Source organism: Desulfosarcina sp., assembly GCF_055467485.1.
On record NZ_JBUOIV010000014.1, the window covers coordinates 52,343 to 65,244 of the forward strand.

A 12,902-nucleotide genomic window follows, 5' to 3' on the forward strand; every position below is an offset into this window, starting at 1 on the left:
ACTATCGATACCGCTTCTCCATTCGTAAGATGTTCTTGCCTCGTTCACGACGGTATTCCATCTGATCCATGAGATTTTTGGCCAGGGTGATTCCCATGCCCCCCTTGTCCCGCTCTTCCAGGGGCTTGTCGCGACGACCGAACTGAACATTCAGGGGGTTGAAGGGGATGCCTTCATCCTGCAATGTCAGGATCAGGGCATTACCTTCAACAACCAAATGGAGGGTGATGTGGTGATCCAGATCGTCACCGAAACCGTAAAAGACGATATTGGAGAATATCTCCTCCATGGCCAGGGTGACGTCGTGAACCACCACCGGCGGGCATGCAACCGAATCGGCAATCTGGGTAATCGCGTCTATGATCCGGCTCATTTCACGGATGTCATTCCTTAGTACAATGGTTTTCCGCGCGTCGCTGATTCGGTTCGGAGAGAAATAGGTCAGCGCCAGCAGTGTCATATCATCGTCGAGCGGGCGATTTCCTCTAAATTCGTATATTTGGGACAAGATGGCCACGACCCGTTCTTTGGGCGTAACATCGGCGGTCAGGGAGACCGTGTTCATGAGGGATTCCAGGGTAAACAGGCGGTCCTTGTCATTTTGGGCCTCGGTGACGCCGTCGGTAAACAAAAGCAGGCCGTCTTTGTGCCGCAGCTGCATGGTGGCCTGCCGGTATTGAAAGGTGTCGTCCAGTCCGATGGCCGGGCATTGTGCATCGCCGAGAAGCACCGTGTTCCCCCGTTGGCCAATGAACAGCTGGGGGTTATGGCCGGCGCAGGTATAGGTGAGGTTCCCGGAATTCAGGTCCAGGACACCCAGAAAAACCGTCACAAAAGTGAGGGACGGATTGTTCCTGGCGATCTCGCGGTTGACATCGGCCAGAATGTATTCCGGCTCCACCAGCAGTCGAGCAGCGGCTTTGATCATGGTTTTGGTCATGGCCATGAACAGGGCCGCGGGCACCCCTTTGCCGGATACATCGCCGATGACGATACACAAGGAGTTGCGATCGATGAAAAAAAAGTCGTAAAAATCACCCCCTACCTCGCGGGCCGGCTCCAGGCTGGCGTAGATGTCGAACTCCCGTCTGTTGGGCGCAGTCGGGAAATTGCCCGGCAGCAGCTGCAGCTGGATCTCCCGGGCCACGGCCAGTTCGCTTTCGATCTTCTCTTTTTCCGCGATGGTGGTTTTCAACGCTTCCGTGCGCAGTTTGACCTGTTTCCTGAGAAAGACATTTCCCACGATGACCAGCCCCATGATACCGGCGATGAAACCCAGTACCCACAGGGGGCGCAGCCACAAGGGAAGGGTCACTTTCCGGACCCCCTGGATCCACAGGTCCAGCGACTGGTAGAAAATCGAGTTGGGGTTTTCCTTAAGCTGCTTCAGATGGCGGTCCAGCGCGTTGATAACGGTTGTGTTGCGGCCCTTGGCCACGGCGAACCGCAGCTCCGTCGGTCTGAAGCTGATCGGGCTTTGGCGAATCCTGAATCGCTTTTCATAGTAAGCGCCGTAAAGCCGGGGAACGATGCCGGCCGACACGCTTTTCTCATGGACCATGGACAGCACCTTTCCGTAACTGTCCACCATAATGAATCGGGGGCGAATTTCGAACTTATCCAGGATGGTTTCAAAGAATTGGAAATAGATGTCCGCTTCAACCGCCGCCACATCTTTTTCGTGGAAATCGAGGATGTCCGAGTAGGAGGTATCCGAACTGATATAGAGCTGTCCCCAGTTCGCAACGATAGTTTCCTCGCCGAAGGTAAAGATACCTTCCGTCTGTGCGGACACGGCCATGCCCGGCAACAGATCGATGGTGCCGGTTTCCAGGCGCCGGGTGCACTGGGCATAGGAGCCTGGCAGGTATTGGATCTCCCAGCCCTCCTTGCGGGCGATGTGGGTGAGAATATCGACGGCGATACCCTTGACCCGACTGTCACTATCGGTGAAAATCAGCGGGGTGTTGTCATGAAGTCCCACGATGATCCGCTGGTCATCGGCAGGAGCAGCAACGGCAGAAAACAGGCACAGGATGAAGAGCAGACAGAAAGATCGGATTCTTATTTTCACGTGAGCAATATTCTGTTTTTATGTCTAAAAAACAGCTTTGGGTTCAAACCGATGGTGCCCGTGGTCCACGGGCAGATGATTTTAAGCTCTTACATCTAAATGGGGAGTCAGGTCAACCGAGGTATTCTCTTTAGGTCCGGGTCGCTTGGCGTCCGGCCCGGGCAATCCGCAGCTTGTCGGGATCCTGAGCAATGCTGACGATAGTCGACGATAAGTCCGAAAACCGTATTGGTGAAAGGTGTCCGGAGAAAAGCCATGGGGACCTAATTGGGGTCAGCCATACCGTAATTGGAAAAAATCTGTTTGAACCTGTTGCGGCTGCGCATCGATTCGACTTCCCGGTCGATCCGGGAAACCAGGGCGGCGTAGGAAGACTTCTTGCTGATCAGAATGTGAAAACCGCTTTCGCTGCCGATGCCGTCGGTTTCGACGATCCGTTCTGAAAGGCCTTGCTCGGCTATCCGTGGTGCCGCAAGGCTCTTTTCTTCAATGACGATGTCACCGCGCTTTGCAGCCAGCATGCGGTACATGCCGTCTACGGTAGTGGCGTAGTTGACGGCGATTCCAACGCCTTCAACGTCATTTTCCACCCATCCGTTGCCGATGTAGGAAATGACCGTATACCCGCCGCTCTTGATGCTGGGAAGCCCGCTTAGCCGTTGAATGTCGTGGATTTTTGGATGATCCCGATAGGTATAGAGAATTCGGCGTTTGATCCAGATAGGCCGAGTGTGGGTGACGGCGTATTCCAGCCTTTCTGGGGTGGGGATGGTGACCATGATGTCAGCGGTGCCGTCTTTTACCATGGCCTGGCAGCGTTTCCATGGATAGACGGCGATGTCCACTTTGACGTTAAGCCCCTCGGCGAACACTTCGACGACGATATCATGCAGGAACCCTTTGAAATGGCCACCTTGTGTCTGGACGTTTGCCGGCGGGTAGTTGGTGAACACCCATTTTACCGTATCCTGAGCCGACACAGGCATGGACAGGCTCAAGAGCAACATAATGATGCAAAGAGGTTTCATCTGGTCAACGGAAAATCGGTTAGTTAACCATCCTGTTCACTTGTTGAGAGATTCTATTTTATCCAGCCCCTCCCCGTTTTGTCAAACCATTCCGATCAGCATTAAAAGCACCGGCAGCACGACGATCAATGCCGACGTGGTGAAAAACCAGCAGGCGTTGGCCAGATCCAGATCGAGATCGTAAATGGATGGGGGGATCAAGGCGTTAAAGGCCACCGGCATGGATGAAAGGATCATCACTACCTTCAGGGGCAGCCCGTTGTCCATTCGACCGTATCCGATGGACCAGGCGATGGCGGTGGCGCAACAGGGAACAATGGCGAATTTAATCAAGGATACCAAGGCGCACGCTTTCAGATGGTGGTGAAGATTCTTGAATCGCATGGCCAGACCGATGGAGACGAGCAGCAGGCCGGTGCCTAAGGGGATGAATACGGCGTTGATGATACCGAAACGTTCTGGCCGGGGCAGATCGGAAAGGTTAAGAAGCCCGCCCAGTAAAACACTGGACACGGCAACCAGGATGAATGGATCCTTGACGAGGGCTTTGAGCCGGGCACCGGAAGTGTCCTGGTTGGTGTTCATGGTACTGAAATACTTGGCGATGGGGAATCCCACTGAATAATAGGTCAGCTCTTCGAACAGCTTGTATATGGGAACCAGGGCAAACCCCTTTTCTCCCAGATAGGCATAGCAAATCAAGGCGCCGATGGATCCGATGTTTGTAAATGCGCCACAGGGAATCAAGGCGCCGGTCTTGTGCGGTTCGAGCCTGAGCACCCCTGCGGCGCCCATGGCCAGTATGCCGCCCAATGTAATGGCTCCCACGCCAATAAAAGGGAGGGCGACAATGGATAAAGACTGGAGATCCACGATCCAGATGGCGCCCACTACCGTCACCGGCAGGACGAAAAGCAGGGCTGTTTTCTGCAGCTGTTTGCGCAGGTTCTCAAGCGACAGGGGCAGGCGCAGCAGACCGGCGCCGGACAGCCGTTGAATGGCGTAACCCAGTGACAGTCCGACTACAATGATTCCCAGCGACAGAGTCAATTTTCCCACGATCAAGACCCCTTGTCCGTCAGCCGTCGACCAGTCAACAGATAGGGCGCCATCACGGCCTCGAGTTGGGCCCGCTGCTGTTCGAACGCTTCCGGGTCATTCGTGGGTACGAACCGAAGCGGATCGCCGAAACGCAAGCTGACCCGAGAAAATGGCAGGGGCAGCATAAAGCGGTCCCAACTATTGAAATACAGGGCCCGATGGGCCGAAACGGAAAAGGGAACGACAACGGCTTGGGCGGCGTGGGCCAGTCGGATTGCGCCGGCTTTGACCACACCTATGGGGCCGGTGGGTCCGTCGAGGATGTGGCCGGCCAGCTTGGCGCATTCCAGGTGCCTGATCATGGACCGAAGAGCCGGTTTGCCACCTCTGGACGAAGACCCCCTGACGGTCTTCCATCCTGTTTGACGGGCCACGGCGGCAATGATGGCCCCATCCCGGCTTCGGCTGATCATCAGGGCCGGCTGGTACCGCGCGTAACGTTTGAAAGGGCGGATAGCCGCAAAGAACTGCTGGTGCCAGGCGCACAGCAGCACCGGCGTTCCCTCGTCGATCAGCTGCCGCCATCGGGCTTCATTTTCAATGCCCATCCGAAAGGTCCCGCTGTATATACGGATGAAGTGGTACAGGAAACGGTGAAAGGCCGGTGCGGCCAGAATCGATTTTACAAATGGGCTCATGGATGGCTGCTGTATTGGCGTCGGTTCATTCATGCAAAAGAGCGGGCATCCTGGATGGGACGCCCGCCCTTTGGACTTGTCCGTGGTAGATCGCCGGAATCCATTCTTCTCCACGGCATGGCTTCAGCTATGGTTGCGCAATACTGTTCAGGTCGTTGGCGTGCCACCGTGCATGGCCTGACCGTGTCAATAACTGCCACCATCGCTCGGTGCTGAACCAATTGCGCCCCGTCTTGCCGGCGCTCGTGACGCATTTTCAAAACGGGGTCAGAAGTTGACGGCCGTGCTCGGATTCTGGTCAAATGGTTTCATCTCTTTCCCACATTTGGGGCAAAAGATAGTGGCTATGTTGTTTCTGTCCATAATCGCTTCACCCGGCAAGTCGATGAAGAATAGACTGTTTTTGTCGTTGCTGCAGGCATCGCTGTGACAGTAAAAGCGATTATTGCTTGCACTTTTTTGCGGATCCGGTGGCAATTGTCTCATCGGTTTGCTGCACCGGGGGCAGAAGATGGTGGCCATGTTGTTGCCGTCCATCACTGATTCCTGGGCCAATTCTAGAACGAACGGCCCTTTGTCCGCATGGGTGCAATTTTCGCTGTTGCAGTAAAATTTGGTCGACATGATTAACGCTCCTCGTATGAATCTTTCAAAACCGTCTGATCAGACAGGTTTTCAATCGACAGGCAAATAAATGCCGTACTGGCTTTTCTTAGTGGCGGTCAGCGTTTAAGGTCAATCCCTTGACCAGGCTATCGGCTCATTGTTAGCGCAAGATTATGCTGACCGGGCAACTTCCCGGCCCCTAATAATGCGACCGATATTGCCGGATGTCAAAAGGTGCCCGACAAACCAACTATCAATGGATCAATATCTATCTGTCCGGATAAAAACGCAAGCAATTCCTCCCGGCTGAAAGACATTAACCATTCCGGGTCGTTGATGCGCTGGCTGTTGCAGTTCGACTTGTTCCGCCTTCAGTATTACAGGAGAGTATGATATGCATGAAGGTGAGCCCGACACGGCAACCCTATAGAAAAGGAAGGCCGGATATGGCCTATTTTCGGACCCCGGACGGATGCAGCCTGTATTATGAAACCATTGGATTCGAGCTCGCCCGGCCGGTAGTGATTTTTTTGAACGGCACCCTGCAAACCACCATGTACTGGAAGGTGATCGCGGCGACCTTAAAACCTGAGTTTCGCTCGCTGCTCTACGATGCCAGGGGGCAGGGGGAAAGCGAATTGGGTGAATTGCCCTTGTCCCTGGAGTTGCATATGGAAGACCTTGCCGCGCTGATCCGCCACCTTGAACTGGGACCGGTCTGTTTGGTGGGATTGAGTCACGGCGCGCTGTTAGCCTACGCCATGGCCCGGCGGACCCCTGAAGCGGTCAGCCGATTGGTTGCTTGTTCCATTGGGGTTCGGGCACCGATTCGTGCTCGGCTGATTGTCCGGTCATGGTTGAAGATCATTGAACGCGGTGGGCTCGATACCCTGGTGGGTGCTGCCTTGCCACACGTTTTCGGCGAGGGCTACCTTCTCCGGAACAGCAAAATCCTCGACCGCATCGCCAAAACCATCGCCCGGCGTAACCGGGCACCGGCCCTTGAGGCGCACCTGTCTGCGCTTGCCGCTTACCCGAGCTTGAGATCCATGCTGAAAAAGCTGGATCCGCCTTTGCTGGTGATGTGCGGTTCAGACGACCCCCTGGTGAGCGTCAGCGGCGCGGCGGAGGTGGCCGAGAAAAGCGGCGGCCGGCATCTGGTGGTCAAGGGCGCCGGGCACTCCATTCCCGTTGAAGCACCGGAGCTGTTCCTCAAGACCGTTTCACAGTTTCTGTCCGGCCGTTGGACGGATATGCCGGAGGCCCTCTGAACCGCGATAGCCAGCGGAATGGAAATCGATATTCATCCTTACGGTGCTGCGCAGCACTGCCGCAGCCGGCAGACCATCCCCCGCGGTCTGTCTCGGGGAATGGTCAATCCAGAACAGATTAGACTTTGAAACAACCCACCAGCCGGTTCAGTTCGTCCGCTAAACGGAACAGGGTGTGGGTGCTGTCATCGACAGCCTGACTTTGGCTGGACATGTCGCTGGAGGCACGGTTGACCCGGGTCAGTGTCTGGGATACCTGTTCGACGGCCAGCGTACTTTCGGCCACGGTCTGGTTGACTTCCTGGACCCCCTGGGATGCCTGGGCCACATTGCCGGCAATCTCGCCGGTGGTGTTGGACTGCTCTTCTACCGCCGTTGAAATCGTCGATACGATCTGGTTGACTTCATCGATGACACCGGAAATGTTCTCGATCTCGCAAACGGTGCCCTGGGTCGTTTGCTGTATTCCGCTGATTTTTTCTTTTATTTCCGCGGTCGCCGCCGCTGTCTGCCTGGCCAGCTCCTTGATTTCATTGGCCACCACGGCAAACCCCTTTCCCGCCTCGCCGGCCCGGGCCGCCTCGATGGTTGCATTCAGGGCCAACAGGTTGGTCTGGTCGGATATTTCGGTAATGGTTTCGGTGACTTTACCGATTTCCTGGGCAGCGGTACCCAGGATAAAGACCCGCTGAGATGCGCTTTTCACCTGGTCCACCGCTTTCCCGGTAATCTGGTTGGCCGTCTCGGTGTTGCGGACGATGTCATTGATGGTGGCCGTCATCTCTTCGGCTGCAGCGGCAACGGTGCTCAGGTTTACACTGGACTGCTCCATGGCCGAAGCAATGGAAGTGGTGCTCAGGCTGACCGCTTCCGATGCCGAGGAAACCGCCGCCGATTCGTTGGACATGTCGGCCGCGCTGGTGGCCATCTTTTCTGAAAGGCCTTTCAGGTCGGCAGAGGATATGCCAAGGCGGCCGGCATTTTCTGCGATCTCCTTGATGATTCCCTGCAGACGCTGGATGAAGATGTTGAACCAGCGGGCCAGGTCTCCCAGTTCGTCGTTGCTGTTCTCCTGAAGTCGCCGGGTCAGGTCTCCTTCACCCTCGGCGATGTCCTTCAACCCACCCACCACATTGTTTACCAGGCGGGAGAAGGAGGCGGCAAAGACATAAACCAGGGGGACGACCACCACCAGACAGCCCAGATATACCAGCCCCATCAAAAGGACCATCTGACGTGTATTGGCGGCAACCGCCTCGTTGGAAACAACGGCACTCACCCACCCGGTGATATTGGATCCGTCGTGGAGCGGGAGCGCCGCCTGGAAATAGCCGTTGTCGTCTAGCGTGATTCGGCTGGATACGAAAGGCTGGTTGTCGACGGAGCGGGGGGTGTTCATAGATGCATGGTCGACCCCAGCCAGTCGACTGTATCCGGGCAGGGTGCCGGCGGTCAATTTTTCCTGGCCGGAGAAAATATTGACATCCATGCCGGAGAGCTTGGCCATGGTCGCGGAGAAATCGCCTTCAATGCGCTGCCAGGCCACGATCGTTCCGAATACCTGCGGTTCGACTTTCTCGGTGTCCCGGTTGTATACGTTGGTATGGATAGGCGTCGTGGTCTGAAGGCAGAGCCTGCCTTCAACCTCCACATACTGAACGGTCTCGGTCTCTCCAACCGGATTGCCGGGGAAATGATCGGCGACGGTCGACAGGGGGGATGCGTCGGACTGATGCCAGTCCGCTTCATTCAAGGGGTCTCCGGCATTGATGCGGGCATGCTCGAAAATGGGCTTGTCTGCACCATGGACGTAAACGGTCGTCAGTGTCTTGTCTGCCATTGCCTGAACAAATGAGATGATTGATCCTTTCTGGTCATAGACGGCGGCCTGCCACAGCTCGCTAACGTTAATGAATTGACCCATTGCGGACGTCGTTTTTATGTAGCTGTCTCGGGTGATACTGATTTGGCCGGCGAAGTCAGCCATGAACTTGATGTTATCACCGATCTTGTTCACCGTGACCGCCTGGCGGGCATCTCGGGACTGCTTTGATTGGCGTTTACCGAGGTCCTCTTTGATCAGGTTGATGGTCTTCTCCAGGTTTTTCTGAACCGCGGCGTGGTTCTGTTTGCCCAACAGCATGTAAACCGCCGCCGTCGAGCAGATCATGATGAACAGGACAACACCGATTACACCAACCAACAATTTCAACTTGATTTTCATCTATCCATCCTCGCTGTCCGGGTCAGGGTTTGTCAGATTTCGACGGTTTTCTTGAAGCTGATTCAAAGATGCCACCAGGCTTGTTTTTCGGCCGGTGTCAATTATTCTTTAGTGAGATTGTGCACGTCTCCGCAGCAGACCCGCTGGTCATCGGACCTGCCAATCAGGGGTGCTGGGTGACGACGCCCTAAATTCCTTTCCCGGCTTGCTGTGGGTGCACCTCAACCCGGGAACCGGCTTTTTTGCTGCGCGCCGATTATTCACAAAACACCTTGACAACCGGACAGTGTGGCCTTTAATGGAAGGTGGCATATCTCAACGGCGTTTCGGCAGGCGGAGGAATTCTCATTTTTTCCGACTGTTGGCTTGCACCTGAAAAAAGGAGTCGTGGACAAATGATCAGCGTAGGCATTGTCGGTTGGCGTGGAATGGTGGGATCGGTCCTCATGGATCGGATGAAGGCAGAAAACGATTTTGCAGGCTTTGATCCGTTTTTCTTTTCCACGTCACAGGCCGGAAAAACCGGGCCGGACATCGGCACCGGCCCCCAGCCGGTTCTGGATGCGAATGATTTGGACAGGCTGGGCGATATGGCAGTGGTCGTATCATGCCAGGGCGGCAGTTATTCGGAACAGACGCACCCTTTGCTGCGGCAGAAGGGGTGGAACGGTTACTGGATCGATGCCGCATCTACATTGCGAATGAGAGACGACAGTGTCATTGTCCTGGACCCGGTCAACCGCAACGTGATCGACAGCGCCCTTGAAGACGGGGTCAAAGACTACATCGGCGGAAACTGCACAGTCTCGCTGATGCTCATGGCCCTCGGTGGACTGTTCGAAAAGAACTGGGTTGAGTGGATGACCTCCATGACTTACCAGAGTGCCTCGGGTGCCGGGGCAAACCACATGCGGGAACTGATCACGCAGATGGGGATCCTGGGCGACAGTGCCAAGGCCATGTTACAAGACCCGGCCTCCTCCATCCTGGAGATCGACCGTCAGATTACCGGGACACTGGCCTCGCCAGATTTCCCTGTCCAGTATTTCGGTGCGCCCCTGGCAGGCAGTCTGATCCCCTGGATCGACCGTGCGATGGAGAATGGTCAGACCCGGGAAGAGTGGAAGGGGCTGGTGGAGACGAACAAGATATTAGGGCGTTCAGGCAACCCCATTGCCATCGACGGGCAATGTGTCCGTGTGGGTGCCATGCGCTGCCACAGCCAGGCGCTGACCATCAAGCTGACCCAAGAGCTACCGTTGGACGTCATTGAAAATGCGATTGCATCGGCAAACGACTGGGTGTCGGTGGTGCCCAATGACAAGGCTGCCACCCTGGCGCAACTCAGTCCGGCGGCAGTTGCCGGGACGCTATCCGTCCCCGTGGGGCGTATTCGAAAAATGAAGATGGGAAGCGATTACCTGACCGCCTTTACTGTGGGCGACCAGTTGCTTTGGGGGGCGGCCGAACCCTTGCGTCGGGTGCTGAACATTATCTTGGACCGTATGAACGGCATTGCCTGAACCTCAAACGGGTGCGAAAGTTTATTTGCTGCCGGCGTGCTGTTGAGTCAGACAGACTACGTATTATGAACACGTAATATGTACCAAATTTTCCAGTGTTGTGTTTTGCCGATATTGATGTACTATATAAACAATGGGTGTGCCCTTATTGTTTCAGCTCCTCAGATCCACCGGATTCGAGGAGCTTCTTTTTGAGCCCGCTACCATCGGCATTCAGACCCCACCAATTGCATCCGATTATCCGGTATGCGCATTTGTTTGCTCGATCGATTACGCTCCCCGACTCAATCGAATAGATGGCCTGCATGGGTCGAGACGTCAGGCGATCGCCGCGTTGCCCTTCTCAAGAGGTGTATTGGCAAGCCCGCAATCCAGACTTACGCGAATATGCCGGTGTAAATAAGTCTTATCCCATCAAGGTCTTCATACTGGGTGATATGAACCCGTTCTATGGATGAGCCGATTTCGGTCCAACGATAAGCCCGATTTGATGAAGATGCCATGCTGAAAGGATATCCCGGCGGTGTGGCCGGTGATCAGATGGGTGGCTTTGATAGCGCTCTCAGAACCGGCAGGACACACCCGCTTCAAAGGTGAATGAACGCCAGTGGACCTCATTGAGTCGGGTGTCACCGGTTGTGCCGTCTGCATAATAGGTGCGATCCAGTCCGGCGTCCGTGGTCATTTCCCTGACATTCATGCCTGCGTGGAAGCCCCAGCGGTTTTTTATCTCGAACAGGAGCGTTGCCCCCGCCACATATCCGCTGCCCTCGGCCTCTTGGGTAAAGCTGACGGGATGGTCGTAATCCGCGCGCAGATTCCAGTTGGCTTCGGCATCATAATCTACCCAGTGGTATTCCCCGGTAAAGATGACGCCGACCTTGCTAAAACGGGCGCCTGTGCCGGGAATCGAAACAAAGAGATCCACTCCGAGCCAGGGGCCCTTCCAGCGGGACTGAAAGCGGCTGTCCAGGCCGGGGATGGGGCCGATGGGCGTCGTGAGGGGAGGTGCCGTCAGCGCCTGATAGCCATCCACGATATTCAGGTCCTGCTCGGAGAGGGCGTAACCAATCATGGGACAGACGACCATGGTGGATTCAAAAAAAGAAAAGCGGGGGCCGATGCCGATGGACCCGTCCCAAACCTCGTTGCCGTCCACGCCGTTGACCGAACGCGAGAACTCCTGGGTCCGGTCGTCGCCATTGTAGTCCGAATCCTGATTGCCGCCGGAGATCACCATTCCAAAATCCAAATGGCCACGCATGTATACGCGATCCCTGATCACCGTGCGGTTGGCCAGTTTCAGCTGATAGATACGCAGATCCGACCAGGTGAGTTCGGAGCGAACATTGGGATTGGCGCCCTGCAGGTTGCCGGCAATGTGCCAGTTCAACTTGTCGGTGCGGTAACCGGCGGACAGGTCGAAGCTGGCGGAAGCCCAACTGAGATGGGCGGTGCTTTTCTTTTCGGCCATTGCCTGGCCGGCCGGCTCAAGGGGTTGTGAATAAACCTGGGAAACGGAAAGAGAAACAAACAGGCAAAGCACCAGCGCCGCAGAGAAGTGTCGCATGAGCAGTCTCTTTCTAAAGGTCACAATCGTTGTCGGCAGATAAGAACGTGTCCGGCCGATTCGCCAGTGGTTGACGACGCTCCCGGAAAGGCTCGACATTCATCTCATGAATTGGTTTGAAGTTCAAGCCTCAACGCGGAGACAGCCGCCTTGACTTGCCCGGATCGGTGATTTACTGTTGGGCCGTTTCAGCGTTCGGACCAACACACACACCGGTGCAGTGGATGACCGATCGATGTGTGTTGTCTTATATTAAAATGTCACCGCGTAACACGCCGGATATGTCCGGTGAGGGCAGGGCGTGCGGCAATCATCAATCTCGTCAAAGGTTCGAAGGTGCCATGGCCGATACCGAAAAAGCGAATAAAGTTGCCCTCGCCGGTGAGCAGTTGTTTCAATTTGCCATCGATCGTGGCGACATGAACGCGATCCTGGATGCGCTGCCGCTCGAGGTGCCCGAAAAGCGCGTGGCGCTGGAATACGAAATCCAGCTGCTGAGAATCATCTCGGTAGGGTGGGCGATCGCTTTCTTTCTGGCCGACAGTGACCTGAAAACGCCCCTTGGTCAGCATTTCTGGGACAAGGTCAGGGCTTTTTCCACAACCCTATCCACCTCCGCCTCCCTGACCGTGGGATCGGACATCGACTATTTCGATATCCTCAAGAGGCGACTCGATACGTATGTCGGCGCACTGGACGCTGCCGGGAAGGTCCCTGAACCGGCCATGGCCATTGGTCCGGCGTTTGCCGGGTTTTGTGGCGACCCGGACGATGCCTGTGCCATGCTGGCCGGCAGCAAGATGTTTTCCCACACCATCGATGCCGTCCGGGAATACCTGGGCGAGACCGCTAACCAACAGGTATGAC

Annotated in this window: 10 protein-coding genes; 3 read left to right on the forward strand and 7 right to left on the reverse strand. The window is 55.7% G+C overall.

The window, feature by feature from the left end:
• Position 1 precedes the first annotated feature (1 nt).
• From ACZCED_RS09180 to ACZCED_RS09200, 5 genes are all read right to left on the reverse strand, one after another.
• Positions 2 to 2,074 carry a SpoIIE family protein phosphatase gene (locus ACZCED_RS09180; RefSeq protein ID WP_464860672.1) on the reverse strand — a complete coding sequence of 691 codons (2,073 nt, stop codon included), beginning with the start codon at positions 2,072 to 2,074 and terminating at the stop codon, positions 2 to 4.
• Positions 2,075 to 2,337: 263 nt separating this feature from the next.
• Positions 2,338 to 3,060 carry a substrate-binding periplasmic protein gene (locus ACZCED_RS09185; RefSeq protein ID WP_462969296.1) on the reverse strand — a complete coding sequence of 241 codons (723 nt, stop codon included), beginning with the start codon at positions 3,058 to 3,060 and terminating at the stop codon, positions 2,338 to 2,340.
• 123 nt (positions 3,061 to 3,183) lie between these two features.
• Entirely contained in the window at positions 3,184 to 4,161 is a 978-nt protein-coding gene (locus ACZCED_RS09190; RefSeq protein ID WP_462969295.1) for an AEC family transporter, read from the reverse strand.
• Positions 4,162 to 4,163: 2 nt separating this feature from the next.
• The gene (locus ACZCED_RS09195; protein ID WP_462969294.1) at positions 4,164 to 4,841 is read right to left on the reverse strand and encodes a lysophospholipid acyltransferase family protein; all 678 of its coding nucleotides are present in this window, start codon (positions 4,839 to 4,841) and stop codon (positions 4,164 to 4,166) included.
• Between the two features lie 267 nt (positions 4,842 to 5,108).
• Positions 5,109 to 5,465, reverse strand: a complete 357-nt coding sequence (locus ACZCED_RS09200) for a hypothetical protein (RefSeq protein ID WP_462969293.1) — start codon at positions 5,463 to 5,465, stop codon at positions 5,109 to 5,111.
• Between the two features lie 428 nt (positions 5,466 to 5,893).
• Between ACZCED_RS09200 and ACZCED_RS09205 the strand changes: the two genes are divergently transcribed.
• Positions 5,894 to 6,718, forward strand: coding sequence for an alpha/beta fold hydrolase (locus ACZCED_RS09205; protein ID WP_462969292.1), 825 nt, complete (start codon positions 5,894 to 5,896; stop codon positions 6,716 to 6,718).
• A gap of 118 nt (positions 6,719 to 6,836) precedes the next feature.
• On the opposite strand, the gene ACZCED_RS09210 is transcribed toward ACZCED_RS09205, so the two are convergent.
• Positions 6,837 to 8,942 carry a methyl-accepting chemotaxis protein gene (locus tag ACZCED_RS09210; protein WP_464860673.1) on the reverse strand — a complete coding sequence of 702 codons (2,106 nt, stop codon included), beginning with the start codon at positions 8,940 to 8,942 and terminating at the stop codon, positions 6,837 to 6,839.
• A gap of 395 nt (positions 8,943 to 9,337) precedes the next feature.
• On the opposite strand from ACZCED_RS09210, the gene asd reads away from it, so the two are divergent.
• Positions 9,338 to 10,465, forward strand: coding sequence for an aspartate-semialdehyde dehydrogenase (asd, locus tag ACZCED_RS09215; RefSeq protein WP_462969290.1), 1,128 nt, complete (start codon positions 9,338 to 9,340; stop codon positions 10,463 to 10,465).
• A 562-nt stretch (positions 10,466 to 11,027) separates the two neighbouring features.
• On the opposite strand, the gene ACZCED_RS09220 is transcribed toward asd, so the two are convergent.
• Positions 11,028 to 12,035, reverse strand: a complete 1,008-nt coding sequence (locus ACZCED_RS09220) for a hypothetical protein (protein ID WP_462969289.1) — start codon at positions 12,033 to 12,035, stop codon at positions 11,028 to 11,030.
• 341 nt (positions 12,036 to 12,376) lie between these two features.
• Between ACZCED_RS09220 and ACZCED_RS09225 the strand changes: the two genes are divergently transcribed.
• On the forward strand, positions 12,377 to 12,901 hold the full coding sequence (locus ACZCED_RS09225; RefSeq protein ID WP_462969288.1) for a hypothetical protein: 525 nt from the start codon (positions 12,377 to 12,379) through the stop codon (positions 12,899 to 12,901).
• The last annotated feature ends 1 nt before the right edge of the window (position 12,902 follow it).

What these genes read in the sequence shown, in the direction of transcription:
- ACZCED_RS09185 (WP_462969296.1), bottom strand. Translation starts at nt 3,060, where the DNA reads ATGCCTGTGTCGGCTCAGGATACGGTAAAATGGGTGTTCACCAACTAC.
- ACZCED_RS09200 (WP_462969293.1), bottom strand. Translation starts at nt 5,465, where the DNA reads ATGTCGACCAAATTTTACTGCAACAGCGAAAATTGCACCCATGCGGAC.
- ACZCED_RS09210 (WP_464860673.1), bottom strand. Translation starts at nt 8,942, where the DNA reads ATGAAAATCAAGTTGAAATTGTTGGTTGGTGTAATCGGTGTTGTCCTG.
- ACZCED_RS09220 (WP_462969289.1), bottom strand. Translation starts at nt 12,035, where the DNA reads ATGCGACACTTCTCTGCGGCGCTGGTGCTTTGCCTGTTTGTTTCTCTT.
- ACZCED_RS09205 (WP_462969292.1), top strand. Translation starts at nt 5,894, where the DNA reads ATGGCCTATTTTCGGACCCCGGACGGATGCAGCCTGTATTATGAAACC.
- ACZCED_RS09195 (WP_462969294.1), bottom strand. Translation starts at nt 4,841, where the DNA reads ATGAGCCCATTTGTAAAATCGATTCTGGCCGCACCGGCCTTTCACCGT.
- asd (WP_462969290.1), top strand. Translation starts at nt 9,338, where the DNA reads ATGATCAGCGTAGGCATTGTCGGTTGGCGTGGAATGGTGGGATCGGTC.
- ACZCED_RS09225 (WP_462969288.1), top strand. Translation starts at nt 12,377, where the DNA reads ATGGCCGATACCGAAAAAGCGAATAAAGTTGCCCTCGCCGGTGAGCAG.